Source organism: Pseudomonas sp. AU11447 (genome assembly GCF_001672555.2).
GTDB classification, from domain to species: domain Bacteria; phylum Pseudomonadota; class Gammaproteobacteria; order Pseudomonadales; family Pseudomonadaceae; genus Pseudomonas; species Pseudomonas nitroreducens.
This window is the reverse complement of sequence record NZ_LZDG02000049.1, coordinates 41,504-61,192: the sequence shown is the minus strand read 5'-3', so window position 1 is coordinate 61,192 and position 19,689 is coordinate 41,504. Positions and strand designations below refer to the sequence as shown.

Sequence of the window (19,689 nt, the reverse complement as noted above, 5' to 3'; positions counted from 1 at the left end):
CACCCTGACGCTGCTGTGCACGCAGGGTCTGCACGGTGCGCAGCAGACCCTCGCCCAGCAACAGGTTGTTCTGCAGGCGCTCGCGGATCAGCAGCGCCTGCACCTGGCCCTGGGTTTCCAGGTTGTGCTGCGCGGCGGCGGCGAAGAGTTCGCCGCTGTCGCGCTCGATGGTGCGGCTGTCCTGCCGCGCCTGGTACAGCGAGAGGCCGATCAGAACGCTGGAGACCAGCAGCAGGCAGAGGCCCGCCAGCCAGGTGATGCGACCCTGGATAGAAGTCAGGAGGCTGGGCATGGCGGGCTCGCTTTCGGGTCAGAAGGTGGTGGAGAACATCAGCTGGCTGTACAGGTTGCTGTTGTCATTGCCGATCTGGGTGCCGCCTTCGTCGGCGCTTTTCTTCGGCTGGTACAGCCCCACCAGCGGGATGATCATCAGGTGGTCGTTGACGGCCCATTCCGCATACAGGTCCAGCTCGCGGGCATCGGTATTGCCCAGGTCGGTGTCGAGGGTGTGGAAGTCGAACCATTGCAGGCCGATATTCACGTTCTCCAGCGGGCTGACCTTGGCGCCGATGTTGTTGACGCGGGTGTTGCTGTTGAACGGGCCGGAATAGTTGCCCGCCACCTCGCCCTGGAACCAGGTGCCGAAACCACGGCTGAAGCCGTAGAACAGCGGGTCGTAGCCTTCCGAGAAGCGGCTGAAGCGGTAGCTGACGTAGGGCTTCCAGGCGACGTCGGAGAAGGTCCAGCCGGCTTCGAGGTACCAGGCGTTCTCGCGGTCGTCGCTGTACTGGGCCTTGTCCTTGTCCTGCCAGGCGTATTCGCCGGAGAGGAACAGGTTTTCGACGCCGGCATTGCCGGTGGCGCGCAGGCTGTAGGTCTTCATGTCCTTGCGGTCGAGCTGGATCGGCGAGGCGTAGCGTTCGTCGACGTCGGTGACGTCGATGTAGGTCAGGCCGAAGGTGGCTTCCGGGGCGACGTGCTCCAGGGTGGCGACGTACAGCTCGGAGTTGGCCTGGGCGCGGTTGTCGGACTTCAGGCGCATCAGGTCGCCACGCCAGCCTTCCTTGCCGCCGATGCGCAGCACGGCGGTTTCGTCGAAGTCACGGCGGCCGGCGAGGTAATAGGCGCCGCCACGGTTGTATTCGCCATCGGCCAGGCCCTTGCCCATGTTCAGGGCGTCGCCATCGATCAGGAAGCCATCGCCGACCACGATGTTCTGGCGGCCGAAGGACAGGTCGATGCCATCATCGCCCAGCACCTCGAAGAGCTTGCCCGAACGCCAGCCGGCGTAGGCATCTTCGATCTTGGTGGTGCGCTCGGAACCGTCGCTGAAGCCAGCGGCATCGCCGTCGCCCCAGGTGGCGGAGCTGAGCAGGTTGAACGCGCCGTAGGCGGTGCCTGCGTCGCCGAGTTTCTGGTCGCCGCTCAGGCCGTACTTGATGAAGCCTTCCTGCCAGGAGGACGAGCCCTCATCCAGCGTGCCGGTCATGTTGTAGCGCTCCTGGCTGTGGAACAGCCCGAAGGTCGCTGAAAGATCGGCGTTCAGGTGCGTGTCGTCGGTGGCGTACAGCTGGTAGGCGCTGGCGGAGCTGCTGGCGCCGGCGATGAGCAGGGCGAGCAGGGTGGGACGCAGCACGGCGGCGTGGGTCATGGCGAAGGCATCCGTTTCGTTATTGTCGATTGGGGGGATGAGACTTCTGCCGATGCTAAGTAAGGGCTGGCGTTGTGCCGTTGCGTGTGTCTGCCAAGTGATTGGGTGTGGTTGCCAGATCCGACAGTGGTCCTTTTTGTAGGAGCGAGCTTGCTCGCGAACGAGCCATCCGACGGCGCCAGCGTCAAGCGGGTTCGCGAGCAAGCTCGCTCCTACAGGGGCAGGATTTAGCGCGAGCGCGAGATCAGTGACGGCTGTTCCGCGTACAACCGCTTGTACAAGGTCGAAAAATGGCTGGAACTGGCAAAGCCCAGGTCCAGCGCCAGGTGGGTGATGCTCTGCTGCGGTTCCTGCTTGAGCCTGCGGCGCGCCTCGGCCAGGCGCAGGCTGAGGAAGAACTGCTGCGGCGTGCTCTGGCAGATCTGCCGGAAGCAGTACTGCAGGGTGCGTTGGCTGGTGTTCAGGCTCTGGCTCAGTTCCAGCAGCGACAGTGGTTGGGCGAGGTCCGCCTGCATGCGGTCGATGGCCGCGAGTACCAGCCGGCGATGCTGCTGCAGCGAGCGCGGCGCGCCATCGCGGGCGCTGCCGGGGAGGATTTCCTCCAGCGCCTGCAGGACATGGCTCAGCACGCGGGCGACGGCGTGGCCGGCCTGCTGTGGATCGGCGGTGCGCCAGGGCTCCTCTTCGAAGGAGGCGATGGCGCCGCACAGGCTGCGCCGCAGGTTGCCGGCGCCACTGGGTGAGAGTTGCAGGCGGCGTTGCTCCAGCGCGCGCTCGAACAGTTCGCGCTCCTCGGCGCCGAGCAGGCGTTCCAGTTGCGGCTGGCTGAAGGTCAGGCCGAGCATGTGGATTTCCCCGGCGGCGCAGATTTCCAGCTCGCGGCCGCCTTCGAGCACCAGCAGGGTGTCGTCGTGCAGTGCCTGGCCGTTGAAGCGCGAGTCGTCGCTGGCGCGCAGGGGAATGCCGATCACCAGGTGGCCGGCCGGCGGCGCCATGTTTTCGTGCAGGTGCAGGTTGGAGTGTTCGTAGATCAGCGAGGCGTCCGGCAACTGCACATGCAGCAGCTCCGCCTGCAGGCGGCCGTGGCCGAGCTGGGTGTAGTCCTGGCTCCAGCCCGCGAGGGCGCAGGCCAGTTCATCGGAGTCGGTTGCCTGGTGGCGGGCTATGCCGGTCATGACGGTTCACCTCGGTTGTGCGCCGAGTATCGGTCAGCGCTGGCGTGCAGGATTGTGCCTGCACGCCAGGGGCTTGTGGCGCTCTGCCAGATTCAGCGGCTCGCCAGGTAGGCGCGGGCCAGGGTGCAGGCGCGCTCGATCAGCATCGGCGCCAGCTCCTTCGCGGTCTGGCTGTTGCGTCGGGTGTGCACCCAGCCCAGGTACGTCGTGCCACGCAGGGCGAGGAACAGCGGCAGGGCGGCGCGGTCCGCGGCGGAGAGCGGCTTGACCGAGTGATAGCCGGCCAGCAGCGCGGCTTCGATCTGCGCCAGGCGTGGGTCGTCCTGGCAGAAGTACAGCGCCGTGGCCAGTTCGAACATGTGCCAGCCGAAGCCGGCGTCGTCGAAGTCGATCAGCTGCACCTCGCCCGCCTCCAGCAGCAGGTTCTCCGGCACCAGGTCAGCGTGGATCATGCCGAAGTTGCCCAGGCTGCGGCCGTAGCGGCGCAAATCCATGCGCGCCTCCTGGCGGGCGCGCTGGAGCAGCTCGCGCTCATCGTCGGCGAGCAGGTCGAGTTCCCAGAAGCGGCCCCAGAACGGATTGGCGCCGACCAATCCCTCTTCGTCCCAGGCGTGCCGGGTGAACTCGTTGGGCTGTCGCCACTGGGCCGAATTCAGGTGGATGCGCGCCGCCACGGCGCCAGCCTTGTGGAACAGCGCCTCGATGTCACCGTCGGCGCTCAGGCCCTGTTCCGCCGAACCCAATGTGCTGCCGGACAGCCAGCCAAGCATGTCGACGTAGCGCGGCTCATCGAGCGCGGCGCTGCGCACTTCGGCCAGGTGCTCGCCATCGCGGGTGCGGATGATGGTCGGCACGCCAATGCCGCCGGCGGCCAGTTGCTCCATCCAGGTCAGCTCGGAGCGCAGCGCCGCTTCGCTGTGGTAGCCGCCGCGGTGCACGCGCAGGGCGCTGCGCGTGCCGTCGCTGCGCGTGGCGCAGAACACGGCGTTCTCGCGGTACTTGAGCAGTTCCAGGCCGACGAAGTCGCCGTCCCAGTGGCGCAGGGCATCCAGCGCCAGGTCGCGCAGGCAGGCGACTTGCTGGTCGTGGTCGAGCGCTGCGAAATCGGCCTTCGGGAAGTCGTTCATGCAGTTTTCCTCAGAGTTCGCTAAGGACCTGGTCCAGGGTGTCGATGAACAGCTCGCCGTGTTCGGCCTGGAAGGGCAGCGGCGGGCGGATCTTGAGGATGTTGTCGGCGCCACCGATCTTGCTGATCAGCACGCCGCGCTGGCGCATGGCGTTGACGATACGTCGCGCTTCGAGCCCGGCCGGCTCGCGGCTGGTGCGGTCGCGCACCAGTTCCACGGCGAAGAACAGGCCCTTGCCGCGCACGTCGCCGATGATCGAATGGCGCTCGGCCAGGCGATGCAGTTCGGCGCTGAGCTTCGCGCCCTGACGCAGGGCGTTGCCTTGCAGGTCTTCCTCGGCGATCACGTCGAGTACGGCCTGGCCGACGGCGGCGGCCACTGGCGAGCCGCCGAAGGTGTTGAAGTACAGGTTGGCGCGGCCGAAGGTCTCGACGCGCTCGCGCGAGGTCACCAGCCCGGCCAGGGGGAAACCGTTGCCCATGGGTTTGCCGAGGGTGACGATGTCCGGCACGAACGGGTGCGCCTGATGGCCCCACAGGTGCTCGCCGGTGCGGGCGAAGCCCGATTGCACCTCGTCGGCGATCAGCAGGCCGCCTGCATCGCGCACCAGCTTGGCCACGCGCGCCAGGTAGCCGGCCGGCAGGCGCGGGATGCCTTCGTTGGCGAACAGCGTGTCGATCAGCATGGCGGCCAGGCCGACGCCGGCGGCCTGTAGCTCGGCGATGGCTTCGGCGACCTTGGCCACGTAACGATCGGCGACTTGCTCGGGCGTACCGTCTGCCTGATACAGGCAGGGAATCGGCACCGCCCGCGCATGGGCCGAGAACGGCTCGGAGCTGGGCAGTGCCGTGGTTACCGCCGCCAGCGAGGTGGTGTTGCCGTGGTAGTTGTAGTCGCTGACGATCACGCCCTTGTTGCCGGTGACGAAGCGCGCCATGCGCAGGGCCAGCTCGTTGGCCTCGCTGCCGGTGCAGGTGAACATCAGGCTGTCCAGCGGCTCGGCGAAGGTCGCGGTGAGGTTCTCGGCGTAGCGCACTACGCGCTCGTTGAGGTAGCGGGTATGAATGTTCAGCGTCGCCGCCTGCTCGGCCATGGCCGCGACCACTTTCGGGTGGCAATGGCCGACGCAGGGCACGTTGTTGTAGCAGTCCAGGTAGCGCTTGCCGTTGGCGTCGATGAGCCAGACGCCTTCGCCTTTCACCAGCTCCAGCGGCTCGTCGTAGAACAGCGGCGAGGCATCGCCCATGACCTGGTGGCGGCGTTGCAGCAGGGTTGGTTCAGACATTCTCGACATTCTCCAGGGGCTTGCCGGCGCGGGTGGCAGCGCGCAGCAGGTAGTTGAGGATCAGTGCAGCGACCACCAGCGCCAGGGCGCTGAGCATGGCCACTTCCAGCTGGAAGCAGGCAGCGATGACCACGAGGGTCAGCAGCATGCCGACGCTGGCGATCACAGGGCCGCCACGCAGGCGGAACGGGCGCGCCAGGCCGGGTTGGCTGCGGTGCAGGCGCAGGTACGCGGCGAACAGCACCAGGTGGCAACTGCCCAGCAGCAGGACGATGCACAGCAGGAGTTTTTCCGGCGGCACCAGGGTCAGCGGCAGGCCGATCACGGTCAGCACCAGCAGGGCGACGTAGGGCGCGCCTCGGCGGTTGGTGCGGGCCAGCGCGGCAGGGAAGAAGCCGTCGCGGGACAGAGCGAACAACTGACGGGAAGCCGAGAACACCACCGAGAAGAAGGTCGCCAGCAGGCCGCACACGGCGCCGGAACCGACCAGCAGCGGCAGCCAGTCGCGCTCGCCGTACAGCCCGCCGTGGGTCATGGCGGCGTACAGCGGATCGCCGGCGTTGCCGACTACTTCCACGCCGGCTGCGCCCGGCGCGCTGATCACCACGGTCAGGGCCGTCAGCAGCAGGGTACCGACAGCGGCGATGATCCCGCGCGGCATGCTGCGGCCGGGGTCTGCAGCTTCCTCGGCAGCGGAGGCGACCTGCTCCAGGCAGATGAACATCCAGATGGCGAACGGCACGCAGGCGAACACGCCGGCGACGCTTACGCCCGGCAGTGCGCTGCCAGCCGTGGGCAACAGGTTTTCCCAGTGCACGTGGGGCAGCATGGCGCCGCCGAAGGCCAGCAGGGCGATGGCGGCCACGGCGCCGGCCAGCAGGGTCAGGCCCAGGGCCTCGCCGACGCCGATGATGTGGATACCGATGATCACTGCGAACAGGCCGATGCGCACCGGCCAGCCGCCGAAGCCGAATACCGACTCCATGTAGGCGGCGAGGAAGTTGGCAGCCGCGCCCGTGCCGATGGTCAGCGCCAGCGCGCACGCCGCGCCGACCAGGTAGCCGACGAAGGGGCCGAAGGCCAGCTGCGCGTAGGCGAACACGCCGCCGGCATGGGGCCGAGCAGTGGAGAGTTCGCACACGCACAGCGCCAGGCCGCCGCAGAGTACGGCCATCAGCAGGGTGGCGACGAGCATGTTGGCCCAGCCGCTGCTGGCCAGGCCGTAGTTCCAGCCGGAGAACTGCCCGGCAATGACCAGTGAAATGCCGAGCCCGGCGATCTGGGGCCAGCGGAGTACGCCTTGTTTGAGCATGGTGGTTGTCCCTTGCCTGTAATTGATCGAGAGGGTGAACGGCAGTCAGCCGCGAGCGCCGGGGCGCAGCGGGCAAGGGAGGGCATCGGCGTGCGCCGACGGATGAATGCGTGGAGTCATGGGGCGGGCCCTTCTTGTTGTTTTGTGGGTTGCACGCTCCCGGCGTCGGATGCGTCGGGCAGGCAGAAGGTACGAAGGGGGCGGGGTGGGGCGATATCAGAATTCCGCAAAGACGCGGGCGCTGGCGTTGCCGGCCGATTCGGCGCAGCGGGGGATGGCTATGCGCAAAACCAATCGCCCACAAAAAAGCCCCGCATTGCGCGAGGCTCTTTCATTCACTCGTCACTCAGGCGTGTGCACGCAGCTCCGAGCTGAGGCCGGCCTGGGCGATCGTTGCGATCGCCTGGTCACGTGCGGCCTCGGAGTCGTACAGCTTGCTGGTCAGCAGTTCTGCACCGGTGTTATCGCGGATCACGAAGAAATTCTTGCCGCCGGGGGACATCTGGCGCTTGTAGCGCTCGACGGCCGCACAGGAGCTGCGGAGGCTGTTGATGGCCTGCTCGGCTGCCTCCTGTGTCGGGTAGGCCAGAGTTTCCAGCAGAGTACCGTGGGCAGTGTTCTTGAGCAGAACGCGACGGTTGCCGCTGCTGAGTTCCTTGATTTCATACCAACCGGGCATGTGTAGCTCCATATAACCGGTGTCAACGTCCTGCGGGTGTTCCCGCAGGGTGACAGGCCAGTTTAGGAGTACAGGCGCGCTATTTGTATAAGAAAAGTCCTATGAATCATGGGGTTACTGTATCAATTTGTCTCAGGATCGCTTTTCTCAGAAGCTGGCTTTCACCTGCAGGCCGAGCAGCAGGGCGTTGTCGATGTCCTGGCCGGAGAAGGCCCCCGGTTCGATGACGTACTGCAGGTCCGGGCGCAGGGTCAGCCAGGGCGTGGCCTGGTAGCCGTAGCTCAGCTCGATGAGCTGTTCGCCGCTGTCCAGGTTCGGGTAGTCCTGGCCGTTGGCGAGGGCGTTGTTCTCCTGCACTTCGCGGCTGCGCGGGTTGGGTACGGCGCGGCCGTAACCCAGCGCGAGACTGTCTTTCGGGCGGCCTTCGAAGGGCTTGTAGAGCACTACACCTGCGCCGTACCACTTGGTGAAGGGCGAGGCGGCGCTGCTGGCGGCCGAGGCCTGGCCGAACAGGTGCAGGCTGCGGCCCTCGGAGGCCGGATCGTTCCACACCGACTGGTCGACCAGCAGGTAGTGGCCGCTGCGCCCGGACTCTTCCTTGTTGCTACCGATGCGCTGCACGTCGGAGCTGTCGTAGTACCAGCCCAGTTTGTACTCACCGGGCAATTCGCCCTGAAGTTTGTAGACCAGCTCGATGGGCACCACAGTGCCGGTGGTGTGCTTGGGCGTGAGGTGCCAGGCGCGGCTGGAGTTGCCGTTGCTTTCCGGGTCGACGTTGAACGCGGCGATGCGCAGTTGCCAGTCCGGAGCGAAGCTGTATTTCACCCGTGCGCCCAGGTGCGCGTTGGGGTAGTTGGTCCAGCCGCTGCCGCCGGACATGTTCAGCGGGTGGCCGCAGAAGCCGGCGTTCATGAAGTTGCAGAGGATGCCGCTGTCGAGCCCGCCGACGTCATTGCCCATGGCCATGTAGCCGAGCTTGAGGTTCACCGCCTGGCCCAGGTCACGCTCGTAGCTCAGCTCGGTCAGGCGGGTATAGAGGCCGCCGTAGTTTTCCTGGATCGGCAGGCGGTTGCCCACCAGGTCCTCCGAGGCGCTGTTGCCGCGGCGGTCGTTGATGGTCAGCTGGACCTTGCCGCCATTCTCCAGGCCGTAGAGTTTCGACAGGTCGAACTGCACGCCCAGCTTGATGTTCTGCGAATAGCGCGCGGAACGGTGCAGGCCGCCGTGGGCGTTGTAGGCGGTCTCGCCGCTGTAGTCGCCGGTGAACTTGACGCCATCTTCTTCCAACTGGTGGCGCAGGCCGCCCCAGTCGCCGGTCATCGTGGATCGTTCGAGCAGGCCTTCTGCGGCCAGCGCAGGCAGCGAGGCGACGCACAGCAGCAGGCCGGGCGTGAGGCGAAGGGAAGTGCGCATGGAATATCCTGAGCTTGAAGCGAATAAAAAAGGCGCGGTGGGAGTGCCGCGCCGGAAGGAGGCGCCCGCACGAGGCGGGCGCGATGGGAGGGTTACTGGCTGGCTGTCGGGGTGTCGGGCAGCGCGTAGGCCATCACGTAGTCGCCACGGTCGGTGGACTGGCGCGCACCGCCGGCGGTGATGACGACGAACTGCTTGCCGGTCTTCGGCGACACGTAGGTCATCGGGCCGCCCTGGCTGCCGACAGGCAGGCGGGATTTCCAGATTTCCTTGCCGTTGCTGCTGTCGTAGGCGCGCAGGTAGAAGTCCTGGGTGCCGGCGATGAACACCAGACCGCCCTGGGTGGACAGCGTGCCGCCAAGGGTCGGCAGGCCGATGGGGATCGGCAGGTGCATGCGGATACCCAGCGGGCCGGTGTCTTCCACGGTGCCCACCGGTACCTGCCAGGCCACCTGGCGGGTCTTCAGGTCGATGGCGGTGAGGGTGCCGAACGGCGGCGCCTGGCACGGGATGCCGGCCACCGAGAGGAAGCGATTCTTGTTCACCGCGTAGGGCGTGCCCTTGAGCGGCACGGCGCCCATGCCGGTGTTCAGTGCCTCGCCACCGCCGGCGGCCGCGCCCTTGTTGGCCGAAGGGATCATCTGGATCCACAGGCCCAGGCGCATATCGTTGACGAAGATGAAGCCGTGCACCGGGTCGGTGGACAGGCTGCCCCAGTTCATGCCGCCCAGGGAGCCGGGGAAGCTCAGCGACAGGTCAGTGCCCGGCGCGGTGTAGAGGCCGTCGTAGCGCATCTTCTTGAAGTCGATGCGGCACAGCAGCTGGTCATAGGGCGTGGCGCCCCACATGTCCGACTCGCTGAGGGTCTGTGCGCCGATCTGCGGCATGCCAACGGACTTCGGCTGGGTCGGCGAGTAGGGCTCGTCGGGGATGTTGCCCGGCTTGACCGGCACATCCTTGACCTCGGTCAGCGGCTTGCCGGTGGCGCGGTCGAGTACGTAGATCTGCCCGGCCTTGGTGCCGATGACGACTGCCGGAACGGTCTTGCCGTCAGCCACGGGGAAATCGACGAGGCTCGGCTGCATCGGCAGGTCGAAGTCCCAGAGGTCGTTGTGCACGGTCTGGTAGACCCACTTTTCGGCGCCGCTGGTGGCGTCCACGGCAAGGATCGAAGCGCCGTAGGTGTGGTCGAGTTTCGTCCGCTCCACGCCATAGATGTCGGTGGAGGAACTGCCCATGGGCAGGAAGACGGTGTTCATCGCCGGGTCGTAGGACATCGGCGCCCAGCTGTTGGGCGTGCTGCGTACGTAGCTCTTGCCGTCCGCCGGGGCCTGCTTGTCTTGCGGGTTGCCCGGGTCGAAGGCCCAGCGCATGGCGCCGGTGATGACGTCGAAACCACGGATCACGCCGCCGGGCATGTCGGTCTGGACGTTGTCCGCGACACGGCCGCCGACCACCACCGTGGTGCCGGCCATCAGCGGAGCGGAGGAGAGCTGGTAGTAGGAATCGGGTACGTCGCCCAACCCTGCCTTCAGATCGACCTGGCCGTTAGTGCCGAAGCCCTGGCAGAACTCGCCGGTGTCGGCGTCGACAGCGATCAGGCGCGCATCGATGGTGTTGGTCAGCAGGCGACGCTGGCAGTTGGCGCCGGCCGGAACGCTGGCGGCGATAACCGGCGTGCTGTTCGGCTGGGTCGGCTGTGCGATTTCCTTGGTGGCATCGAAATAGGCCATGCCACGACAGCGTTGCCAGACCTTGGACTGGGCGTTGATCTCGTTCTTCCACAGCTCCTTGCCGGTGTCCGCGTCCAGCGCGATCAGGTTGTTGTGCGGGGTGCAGATGAACACCTTGTCGCCGACCTGCAGCGGGGTGAGCTGGTCTTCCGCACCGTTGCCGTCGCTGATCGCCACGTCGCCGGTGTGGTAGGTCCAGGCCACCTGCAGCTTGTCGACGTTGCTGCGATTGATCTGGTCCAGCGCAGCGAAGCGGCTGCCACCCTCGGTGTTGCCGTATTGCGCCCAATCCTTCTGCGCATGGGCCGGGTCCACCGGCGTCAGGCCAGGGCCCTTGCCGGTGGGCGCGACGCTGGGATGGGCGACGAACATGTTACCGGCGGCGATGGCCACCAGTACCGCCAGCACAGCAGCGATGCCATAGGCACCACGACCAGCGTTGCGGCCTGCCGAGCGGGCCAGCAACGGATAGACCAGCGCGACCACCACGCCAATGGCGCTGAACATGAACAGCCGCGAGAACAGCGGCCAGAACACCAGGCCGGTGTCGGACACGGCCCATAGCGCGGTGCCAATCAGGAAGGCGGCAAACAGCCAGGCGCCGACCGGCTTGCGCAACGCGATCAGCAGGCCCGAGAGCGCCATGGCCAGGCCACCGACGAGGAAGTACCAGGAGCCGCCAAGGCTGACCAGACGGACGCCACCGGCGGCCAGGGCGAGGCCGAGGAGGGCGATGATCAGGCCCAGGCCGAGGAGGATGAATATGCTCGCGCGGGAGGTGCGCTGTACCGGTTTCATACAGAAGGTTCTCGCTGTTGGATTCGCCGATTATACGCTTAGCATGCTAATTAACTAGATAGTACAATCGTCGAAGAGGCAAAGGCGGACGAATGAAATAGCCTTTGCATACTCGATAACCCGCAATATCCCGACCCACGAAAGGCCTGTGCAGCGGCTGCCGAGACTGGCAGCATCGCCGTTCGGTCCTACAGAAGAATCCTAGTCGCCGTGCCTGCTAACCGCTCTGTCGTACCCGCCCGACTCAAACTGCTGCCGCTGTTGATCTGCGGTGTCGCCCACGGCCAACTGGCCCGCGCCGAACCGGCGGAAACGGACAACGAAACGCTGCTGGCCCCCATGGTGGTCACCGGCGCCTATGCCCCGGTGTCGAGCTTCGACCTGCCGTTCTCCATCGATACCGTGCAGCAGCCGCAACTCAGCGATGGCCAGCTCGGCGTCAATGCCTCCGAAGTGCTGCAGCGGGTACCCGGCCTGGTGGTGCAGAACCGCCAGAACTACGCCCAGGACCTGCAGATTTCCTCCCGCGGCTATGGCGCGCGCTCAGCCTTCGGCATTCGCGGGCTGAAGCTGCTCAGCGACGGCATACCGGCCAGCACGCCGGACGGCCAGGGCCAGGCGGCGACGCTGAACCTGGACGTCGCCGACCGCATCGAAGTACTCCGTGGCCCGGCTTCGACGCTCTACGGCAGCAACAGCGGCGGGGTGATCCAGATGTTCTCCCGCGACGGCTACGGCCCGCCGAAAGTCGGTGCGGAAACCACCTTCGGCAGCGACGGCTTCAACAAGAACCACCTCTATGCCGAGGGCGGCACCGAGCAGGCCGGCTTCCTGCTCGACGCCTCGCGCATGGACACCGACGGCTACCGCGACCACAGCGCCGCGCGCCGCGACCAGACCTTCGCCAAGCTCAACTTCAAGCCCGACGAAGACAGCCGCCTGGCGCTGATCTACAGCAGCCTGGAGCAGAACGGCACGCAGGACCCGCTGGGCCAGACCTGGGACGCGTACCAGCACGACCCGCGCTCGGTGGCAGCGGCGGCCGAGACCTACAACACGCGCAAGAGCATCGACCACCAACAGATGGGCATGAACTACGAGCGCTACTTCGGCGACGCGACCCTGCAGTTCAACCTCTACGCCGGCCAGCGCAGCGTGGTGCAGTACCTGTCGATCCCCAGGGGCGTGGCTTCCAACGCCCAACGTGGTGGCGGGGTAGTGGACTTCGATCGCGAATTCCACGGCGGCACCCTGCGCTGGATCCAGCCGGTACACGGCGTGCCGGGTGAGCTGACCGTCACCACCGGGGTGGACTACGACCGCAGCGAGGACGACCGCAAGGGCTTCCAGAATTTCAGCGGCGACCAGCTGGGTGTGAAGGGCGAGATGCGCCGCAACGAAAACGACATCGCCACCAGCCTCGACCCCTACGTGCAGGCGCGCTGGGAGCTGGGCAACTGGACTTTCGACGCCGGCCTGCGCCACAGCAGCATGAAGATGGAAGTGGACGACCATTACCTGAGCAACGGCGATTCCAGCGGCTCGAAGACGTACCAGCAGAACAACCCGTCGCTCTCGGTGATGTATGCCTTTACCCCGAACCTGCATGGCTATGTCAGCGCCGGCAAGGGCTTCGAGACGCCGACCCAGGCAGAGATGGCCTACGCGCCAGGGCTGGCGGAAAGCTTCAACTTCGGCCTCGACCCGGCCACCAGCACCCAGTACGAAGTCGGCCTCAAGGCGAAGGTCGCCGGCGATACGCGGGTCAACGCGGCGATCTTCGAAATTCGTACCGACGACGAGATCGTCGTCGCCAGCTCCACCGACGGCCGAACCAGCTACCAGAACGCCGGCAAGACCCTGCGCCGGGGCTTCGAGCTGGGCGTGCAGAGCGACCTCTCCGAACACTGGCAGGCCAACCTCGCCTACACGCGCCTGGATGCTACCTACGACGAGGACTTTGTCGAGAGCGGCAGCGTGATCGAAAAGGGCAACCACCTGCCCGGCGTGCCCGGCAGCAGCCTGTTCGGCGAGCTGGTATGGAAGCCCCGGGACGGCATCAGCATGGGCTTCGAGGGCCAGTACCGCAGCAAGGTCTACGTCGAGGACAGCAACGAGGACAAGCCGGCGCCCAGCTACGCGGTGTTCAACTGGCGCACCCGCTTCGAGCAGCATGTCGGGCCCTGGACCTTCCACCAGTTGGTGCGGCTGGACAACCTGCTGGATCGCCAGTACGTCGGTTCGGTGATCGTCGGCGACAGCAACGGTCGTTACTACGAGGCGGCGCCGGGGCGGTCGTGGTACGCGGGGGCGGGGCTGGAGTATCGCTTCGACTGAGCGTCCTGACCGAGGTTTTGCGTCGGGCGCATAACGCGACAGCGTTATCCGCCGCAAGCCGGTCGGCGGATAACCTGTTCCAGGTTATGCGCCCTACGGTCCTGATCGGTGCCGTGCGGGTTCGCGAGCAAGCTCGCTCCTACAGGTAAGCTCCGCAGCGCTCTTCGTAGGACCGAGGGGGACGCCTAGTCCTTGCTCGCTAACCCGCATCCCTCCACGTCCGATCATCGTCTGCATGCAGCCATGATTGCGCCAAATCCTCTATCCTCGCGTCCTTTGCATTTCGTGAGACGAGTTCGTAATGGGCAAATGGGCAATCGGGGCATTGTTGATGTGCGTGGCGGGCTGGGCGTCGGCGGCTGACCCGCTGTTCGGCAAGTACAACTACGGCGCGGCGCAGAAGGGTTTCGGCAAGCAGCAGGGCTTCGTCGAATGCCTGCAGCCCATGGGCGTCACCGCGCGCTGCAAGGACGGCGTCGACTACGCCGGCACGCGCTATCGCCTGGCGCTGACCTTCGACAAGCAGAAGCTGGTGGAGGCGGTGTTGTACACCGAATACAACGACGCCGCGTACCGGCGTGTGCTGCAGGAAGTGGCCAAGCGCTTCATGCTGGTGGCCATTGCCGACGACAAGAACGTGGTCGACGTTCTGGCGCATACCCTGAACCCGAACCGCACCGAGGCTGACGCCAAGGCTATCGGCGACTTCGAGACCCACGCGCTGCGCAGCGGCATGATCAGCTACCGCCTCTACGAACAGCTCGACAAGTACATCAAGCCGGGGCTGGACGCGCGCCAGGTATTGGCGACAGTGCCGGCGAGCATTCGCGTGGCCGAGGTCACGGTGAAGCATGGCAAGTCGGAGAACTGGCTGATCGTGAAGTTCGCCAAGCCGGGCCTTGCGCCGAAGAAGGCCAAGGGTTGAGCGCAGGGGCGGGCTTCACCTGCGATTGCTGCGCCCCTGACACCTTGGCGCGGCTTGAAGACATCGCGGACGGAGTCCGCTCCCACAACTGAGTCCTGTGCTCTGGTCGGCCCTCACCCTAACCCTCGCCCAGAGGGAGAGGGGAGCGTTCGATGCAGGATGAAACCTCCGCGTCAGTTGGCACGGCCTGCCCCTTCTCCCTTCGGAGCGGGGCGCGCAGCCAGGGCTGGGCTGAGGGGAGTAAGCGCAGGCGCGGAGCCCGGCGAACGGTCCCGTCAGGCGCAATGGCATGGATGCGCCCCCAATGGCTTCATATCTTCGTATGAGGCATTCCCCCGGATTGCATGGAATGGACGATTGTTCGCCACTGGCCTGACACAGGACAGTGGCGCACTACCGTTCAATCTGGAATCCGCACATGAAACGTTCCCTGTGGCTGGAGGAAATCGCCTCCGAGCTGACTCCGCTGCCCGCGCTGGACGGCCCACTCGAGGTCGACGTAGCCATCGTCGGCGGCGGCTTTGTCGGCCTGTGGACCGCGCTGCGCCTGCTGGAGCTCAAGCCTGACTGCCGTATCGCCATCATCGAGCGCGACATCTGCGGTGGCGGCGCCTCCGGGCGAAACGGCGGCTTCGTCATGTCCTGGTGGCCAAAGATCAGCTCGCTGGCCGCACAGTGCGGCAAGGATGAGGCGCTGCGCCTGGCTCGTGCCTCGGCGGCGGCCATCGGTGAGATCGAGGAATTCTGCAAGGCCCACGATATCGACGCGCACTTCCGCCGCGCCGGCTGGTTATGGACCGCCACCACCAATGCGCAGCGCGGTGCCTGGAAGGGCGTGCAGCAGACCTGCGAGCGCTTGGGCGAGCCGGTTTTCCAATCGCTTTCCAACAGTGAAGTGGCCCGCCGCGCCGGCTCGCCGAAGCACCTGGAAGGCGTACTGGAAGCCAGCAACGCCACCGTGCAGCCGGCACGTCTGGTGCGCGGCCTGCGCCGGGTGGCGCTGGAGAAGGGTGTGCGGATCTTCGAGAACACCCCGATGCTCAGCCTGGATCGCGGCCAGCCGGCCGTGATCCGCACGCCCGGCGGCGAATTGCGCGCCCCCAAGGTAGTGATGGCGACCAATGCCTGGGCGGCGGCGATTCCCGAACTGCGCCGCACTATCCTGCCGGTGACCAGCACGGTGGTCGCCACCGCGCCGATTCCCGAGCGCCTGGAGCAGATCGGCTGGACCGGCGGCGAAGCCGTCACCGATTCGCAGCTGATGGTCGACTACTACCGTACCACCCAGGACGGCCGTATCGCCTTTGGCAAGGGCACCGGGATGATCAGCTTCGCCAGCCGCATCGACGAGAGCTACGACCACAACCCGCAGCTCAATGACGACACCGAACAGGACCTGCGCCGCACCTACCCGCAGCTGGACGACGTGCCGGTGACCCACAGCTGGTCCGGGCCCATCGACCGTACCTACGACAGCCTGCCGGTGTTCGGCCACCTGAACGGCGCGCCGCACATCGTCTACGGCATCGGCTGGAGCGGCAACGGCGTCGGCCCGAGCCGCCTCGGCGGGCGCATCCTCGCCAGTCTCGCGCTGAGCATCGATGACGAATGGAGCCGTTGCGGCCTGGTCGGCCGCCAGCCCAAGCGCTTCCCGCTTGAACCGGTGCGCTACATCGGCGGCCTGATGGTGCGCGGTGCGGTGCAACGCAAGGAACAGGCCGAGGCGCAGAACCGCAAGGGCGCCTGGCTCGACCGGACCCTGGCCGGCTTCGCTCCGGCGGGCCTCGAAGACAAGGACCTCTAGGAGAACAGCCCCATGCCCCAACCGATCCTGCTCACCGGCACCGCCGGACTCGAACTGCCGACGCCGCAACCGGTGAAGGAACCCCTGGGCACCCCCGTGTCCAGCACCGCGACCTACGCCGAGGAAGGCGAGGGTGGGCTGCTCACCGGCGTCTGGGAATGCACGCCCGGCCGCTGGCGGCGCCAGGTACTGTCACGGGAGTTCAGCCATTTCATCAGTGGCCACTGCCTGTTCATCCCGGACGACGGCGAGCCCATCGAACTGCGCGCCGGCGACGCCGTGCTGTTCCCGGCGAACTGTCAGGGCACCTGGGATATTCGCGAGACGGTACGCAAGAGCTTTGTGATCATTCCCTGATCCCCAGGTCCATCCCGGCAATCTGCGCCGAGCGCAGCGCGATCCAGAGGACGGCCACGTCCTCGGTGGAATCCAGCGAGCGCTCGGTGATTTCCTCGATGCGGCGGATGCGGTAGACCAGCGTCTGCTTGTGTACGTTGAGCAGCTGCGCGGCTTTCTGCCAGGAGCGGTTCTGTTCGAGGAAGACGCGCAGGGTGTGCTGCAACTGGCCACCCTGTTGCGCGTCGTAATCCGCCAGCGCACCCAGCACCCGGCGATGTACGCGGCGGGCTTCCTCCAGGCTTGCCGGCAGCCAGGACTGCTCGCCCTGCGCATCGGCGTAAGCCACCAGCGGTCGCTGGCGGTTGGCATGGGACAGCGCCAGGCGTGCCTCACGCAGCGCCTCCACCGCGCGCAATGCATGGCCCAGCGGGTTGCTATGGCCGAGCATGCAGTCCAGCTCGGCCTGCAGGGCCTGCGCCTGTGCCGGATCGTTCAGCAGCAGGATCAGCTCGTTGCCCTGGTGGCGCACCAGCAGCCCCATTCCCAGCCGCTGCAGGCGCTGCTGCCAGTGCATCGGCAGTTCGCCGGCGGCGCGCGCAAGCACCAGGCAGGCGGCATCCACCGGGCAGTTCAGCTGCGCCAGGCGCTCCTGCGCGGCGCGTTCGGTGAGACGCTGCTGCAGCAGGTCATCCAGCAACTCCGATCCCAGGCGCAGCATGCGCTCGTGCTCGACCTGGGCGCGTTCCAGCTCGATGCCCAGCACCGCGACGATGTGGTGCAGCAGGCCGTAGTCGAGCAGCTCGCCGCCGGTAGCGAGAATCTCGCAGGTGGCCAGTGACGGCAGTGGCATTACCAGCGCTTCTTGCTCGCCATTGCTGCAGCGGGTCACGGTGTCCGGCACCGAGCGACGCTGGGCGAGGGTTGCCCGCCAACTGTCCGGCAGCGGCGGCAAACCCTCCTGCCAGGGCTGCAGGGTGGCCGTATCGAACAGGTAGAGCTGGGCGCGTACGTCGCTGCACAGCCGCCGCAGCAGCCCGGCAAGGCCGAGCCCGCGCAGGCCGATGCGTGCGCTTTCATAGATGCGGGTGACGGCGCTGCGGCGTTCGTGCTCTTCCTGCTTGCTGGCGTCGACGATGGCGCGGGTGACGGCGGAGAAGGGCACCGCGTAGTCGGTCATCAGCAGCGGGAAACCCAGCCGGCAGGCTTCGTCCTGCAGGGCCTGGATATCCGCCGGCGCCTGCATGTTCTCGCCGATCATCAGCCCCGATATCCGCGCCCCGGCCAGGCGTTGCAGGTAGTCGCGCTGCGCCTGCGCCTGCGCGGGAATGCCGATGCCGGTGGTCATCAGCAGGTCACCTTCGCCGAGCCATTGGGTGGGGTCCGCCAGCTCGCACACGTGCGCCCAGCGCAGGCGCCGGCCGACGCCTTCGCTGCCGCCAAGCAGGCGGGTGCGCAGGGAGGCGTTGTCGAGGATGTCCTGGATATGGAAAGGCATGGCGGGTCCGCAGCGAAGAGAAACGGCCGGCAAGCATGCCACCAAGCGCGAGGCCTTGTCGCGCCTGGCTTGAGTGGGGATCGCAGGCTTCGTACCGGGATACGAGTGGGGTCTTCCGAATTGTAGTTCCGTCTGATTGTGGAGCTTGCCCGCGTGCCCCAAGACTAGCTGGCAGTGCGCCATGCGGGCCCTTGGAGGCCCCGGATGGCGCCGCCTGCCGCAAGGCGGGCCGTCTACTCACCGGAGACCATAACAATGAACAAGATCCTGAGTTCCTCCATCGCCTGCGCCCTGGGTTGCGCGGCGACTTTCCCTGCCTTCGCCGACCTCACCGTGGTCTCCCACGGCGGCGCCAACAAGGCCGCCCAGGTCAAGGCCTTCTACCAGCCCTACATGCAGCAGAGTGGCAGCCGGCTGATCGCCGACGAGTTCAACGGCGAGATGGCCAAGGTCAAGGTGCAGGTGGACACCGGCAGCGTTTCCTGGGACGTCGTCGAGATGGAGATGCCGGAACTGGCGCGCGCCTGCGATGAAGGCCTGCTGCAGGAAATCGGCGAACAGCCGGGCATTGCCAAGCTCGCCCCTGAACTGCTGGACGGTGCCGTACAACCTTGCGGCGTGGGCTTCTTCGTCTGGTCCACGGTGCTGGCCTACAACGCCGACAAGCTGAAGAGCGCGCCCACCGGCTGGGCGGATTTCTGGGACACGCAGAAATTCCCCGGCAAGCGCGGCCTGCGCAAGGGCGCCATGTACACCCTGGAGTTCGCCCTGATGGCCGACGGCGTGGCGCCGAAGGATGTGTACGCCGTGCTCGGCACCAAGGAAGGCCAGGACCGCGCCTTCCGCAAGCTCGACCAGATCAAGCCGAGCATCCAGTGGTGGGAAGCCGGTGCGCAGCCGCCGCAGTACCTCGCGTCCGGCGACGTGGTGATGAGCTCCGCCTACAACGGCCGGATCGCCGCCGTGCAGGATGAAAGCCAGCTGCGCGTGGTGTGGAACGGTGGCATCTACGATATGGACGCCTTCGCCATTCCCAAGGGTGCGAAGAACACCGAGGAAGGGCTGCGTTTCATCCAGTACGTATTGCAGACCGAGCAGCAGAAGAACTACGCGCAGCAGATTGCCTACGGCCCGGTGAACCGTGCTGCCGTCCCGCTGGTGGACGCCGCGCGCCGCAGCAATATGCCCACCGACGAGGCCAACCTGGCCGGCCAGGTGGCGATGAACGCGGCCTTCTGGGCCGACCACGGCGAGCAGCTGGAGCTGCGTTTCAACGCCTGGGCCGCCAAGCAGTAAGTCTTCCCAGTGTGCGGTCCCGCCCGCACTTTCAGGCCACCTTCGGGTGGCCTTTTTTGTGGGTGGAGGGGCGGGATTTCGAAGTGAGACGACTGCTTCGGTGCTCGATTTTCGTCTGTGCAGCCGGATGCCACGTGCCTTCGATGTTGGCGAGCAAAGGACTAGGCGTCCCCCTCGGCCCTACAGATGGGCTTGGCAATTTTTGTAGGAGCGAGCTTGCTCGCGAACCAGGGCCTGCACGGCCGGGAACGGCTTGCGGACAAGGTCTGCTCTTGCGGGAAAGCCGGTAGCTCGCCCACAAAAAAGCCCATCGGGATCAC

14 protein-coding genes are annotated in these 19,689 nt (G+C 66.4%); 5 read left to right on the top strand and 9 right to left on the bottom strand.

What is annotated here, in order from left to right; translation table 11 throughout:
• Positions 1–310: 310 nt before the first annotated feature.
• The 8 genes from A6723_RS19105 to A6723_RS19070 all read right to left on the bottom strand — a co-directional run bounded on the left by A6723_RS19105 (position 311) and on the right by A6723_RS19070 (position 11,173).
• Positions 311–1,651, bottom strand: coding sequence for an alginate export family protein (locus A6723_RS19105; protein WP_054910581.1), 1,341 nt, complete (start codon positions 1,649–1,651; stop codon positions 311–313).
• A gap of 227 nt (positions 1,652–1,878) precedes the next feature.
• Complete coding sequence (locus A6723_RS19100) at positions 1,879–2,826, bottom strand: helix-turn-helix domain-containing protein (RefSeq protein WP_054910580.1); 948 nt, start codon at positions 2,824–2,826, stop codon at positions 1,879–1,881.
• Between the two features lie 92 nt (positions 2,827–2,918).
• Positions 2,919–3,953, bottom strand: a complete 1,035-nt coding sequence (locus A6723_RS19095) for a phosphotransferase enzyme family protein (protein WP_054910579.1) — start codon at positions 3,951–3,953, stop codon at positions 2,919–2,921.
• A gap of 10 nt (positions 3,954–3,963) precedes the next feature.
• Positions 3,964–5,238: an aspartate aminotransferase family protein gene (locus A6723_RS19090; RefSeq protein ID WP_054910578.1), complete on the bottom strand. Its 1,275-nt coding sequence runs from the start codon at positions 5,236–5,238 to the stop codon at positions 3,964–3,966.
• The gene (locus tag A6723_RS19085; protein ID WP_054910577.1) at positions 5,231–6,550 is read right to left on the bottom strand and encodes an amino acid permease; all 1,320 of its coding nucleotides are present in this window, start codon (positions 6,548–6,550) and stop codon (positions 5,231–5,233) included. The genes A6723_RS19090 and A6723_RS19085 overlap by 8 nt, the downstream gene beginning before the upstream one ends.
• Positions 6,551–6,896: 346 nt before the next feature.
• On the bottom strand, positions 6,897–7,229 hold the full coding sequence (locus A6723_RS19080; protein WP_054910576.1) for a DUF1508 domain-containing protein: 333 nt from the start codon (positions 7,227–7,229) through the stop codon (positions 6,897–6,899).
• Positions 7,230–7,376: 147 nt separating this feature from the next.
• Positions 7,377–8,642, bottom strand: coding sequence for a carbohydrate porin (locus A6723_RS19075; protein WP_054910575.1), 1,266 nt, complete (start codon positions 8,640–8,642; stop codon positions 7,377–7,379).
• A 92-nt stretch (positions 8,643–8,734) separates the two neighbouring features.
• Positions 8,735–11,173 (bottom strand): glucose/quinate/shikimate family membrane-bound PQQ-dependent dehydrogenase, encoded by a 2,439-nt coding sequence (locus A6723_RS19070; RefSeq protein WP_054910574.1) that lies wholly within the window; start codon positions 11,171–11,173, stop codon positions 8,735–8,737.
• A 339-nt stretch (positions 11,174–11,512) separates the two neighbouring features.
• Here A6723_RS19070 and A6723_RS19065 point away from each other — a divergent pair, with 339 nt between their 5' ends.
• The 4 genes from A6723_RS19065 to A6723_RS19050 all read left to right on the top strand — a co-directional run bounded on the left by A6723_RS19065 (position 11,513) and on the right by A6723_RS19050 (position 16,596).
• On the top strand, positions 11,513–13,510 hold the full coding sequence (locus tag A6723_RS19065; RefSeq protein WP_139093019.1) for a TonB-dependent receptor: 1,998 nt from the start codon (positions 11,513–11,515) through the stop codon (positions 13,508–13,510).
• A gap of 301 nt (positions 13,511–13,811) precedes the next feature.
• Positions 13,812–14,435 carry a hypothetical protein gene (locus A6723_RS19060; protein WP_054910573.1) on the top strand — a complete coding sequence of 208 codons (624 nt, stop codon included), beginning with the start codon at positions 13,812–13,814 and terminating at the stop codon, positions 14,433–14,435.
• Between the two features lie 418 nt (positions 14,436–14,853).
• The gene (locus A6723_RS19055) at positions 14,854–16,239 is read left to right on the top strand and encodes an FAD-binding oxidoreductase (protein ID WP_054910572.1); all 1,386 of its coding nucleotides are present in this window, start codon (positions 14,854–14,856) and stop codon (positions 16,237–16,239) included.
• A gap of 12 nt (positions 16,240–16,251) precedes the next feature.
• On the top strand, positions 16,252–16,596 hold the full coding sequence (locus A6723_RS19050) for a cupin domain-containing protein (protein ID WP_054910571.1): 345 nt from the start codon (positions 16,252–16,254) through the stop codon (positions 16,594–16,596).
• On the opposite strand, the gene A6723_RS19045 is transcribed toward A6723_RS19050, so the two are convergent.
• On the bottom strand, positions 16,586–18,073 hold the full coding sequence (locus A6723_RS19045; protein WP_054910570.1) for a PucR family transcriptional regulator: 1,488 nt from the start codon (positions 18,071–18,073) through the stop codon (positions 16,586–16,588). The two genes, A6723_RS19050 and A6723_RS19045, sit on opposite strands and share 11 nt — an antisense overlap.
• Positions 18,074–18,328: 255 nt before the next feature.
• Between A6723_RS19045 and A6723_RS19040 the strand changes: the two genes are divergently transcribed.
• Positions 18,329–19,369, top strand: coding sequence for an ABC transporter substrate-binding protein (locus A6723_RS19040; protein ID WP_054910569.1), 1,041 nt, complete (start codon positions 18,329–18,331; stop codon positions 19,367–19,369).
• Positions 19,370–19,689 lie beyond the last annotated feature (320 nt).

Bases quoted from the DNA above. Each gene is read 5' to 3' on its own strand.
- A6723_RS19105 (WP_054910581.1), bottom strand. From the start codon at position 1,651: ATGACCCACGCCGCCGTGCTGCGTCCCACCCTGCTCGCCCTGCTCATC.
- A6723_RS19100 (WP_054910580.1), bottom strand. From the start codon at position 2,826: ATGACCGGCATAGCCCGCCACCAGGCAACCGACTCCGATGAACTGGCC.
- A6723_RS19095 (WP_054910579.1), bottom strand. From the start codon at position 3,953: ATGAACGACTTCCCGAAGGCCGATTTCGCAGCGCTCGACCACGACCAG.
- A6723_RS19090 (WP_054910578.1), bottom strand. From the start codon at position 5,238: ATGTCTGAACCAACCCTGCTGCAACGCCGCCACCAGGTCATGGGCGAT.
- A6723_RS19085 (WP_054910577.1), bottom strand. From the start codon at position 6,550: ATGCTCAAACAAGGCGTACTCCGCTGGCCCCAGATCGCCGGGCTCGGC.
- A6723_RS19080 (WP_054910576.1), bottom strand. From the start codon at position 7,229: ATGCCCGGTTGGTATGAAATCAAGGAACTCAGCAGCGGCAACCGTCGC.
- A6723_RS19075 (WP_054910575.1), bottom strand. From the start codon at position 8,642: ATGCGCACTTCCCTTCGCCTCACGCCCGGCCTGCTGCTGTGCGTCGCC.
- A6723_RS19070 (WP_054910574.1), bottom strand. From the start codon at position 11,173: ATGAAACCGGTACAGCGCACCTCCCGCGCGAGCATATTCATCCTCCTC.
- A6723_RS19065 (WP_139093019.1), top strand. From the start codon at position 11,513: ATGGTGGTCACCGGCGCCTATGCCCCGGTGTCGAGCTTCGACCTGCCG.
- A6723_RS19060 (WP_054910573.1), top strand. From the start codon at position 13,812: ATGGGCAAATGGGCAATCGGGGCATTGTTGATGTGCGTGGCGGGCTGG.
- A6723_RS19055 (WP_054910572.1), top strand. From the start codon at position 14,854: ATGAAACGTTCCCTGTGGCTGGAGGAAATCGCCTCCGAGCTGACTCCG.
- A6723_RS19050 (WP_054910571.1), top strand. From the start codon at position 16,252: ATGCCCCAACCGATCCTGCTCACCGGCACCGCCGGACTCGAACTGCCG.
- A6723_RS19045 (WP_054910570.1), bottom strand. From the start codon at position 18,073: ATGCCTTTCCATATCCAGGACATCCTCGACAACGCCTCCCTGCGCACC.
- A6723_RS19040 (WP_054910569.1), top strand. From the start codon at position 18,329: ATGAACAAGATCCTGAGTTCCTCCATCGCCTGCGCCCTGGGTTGCGCG.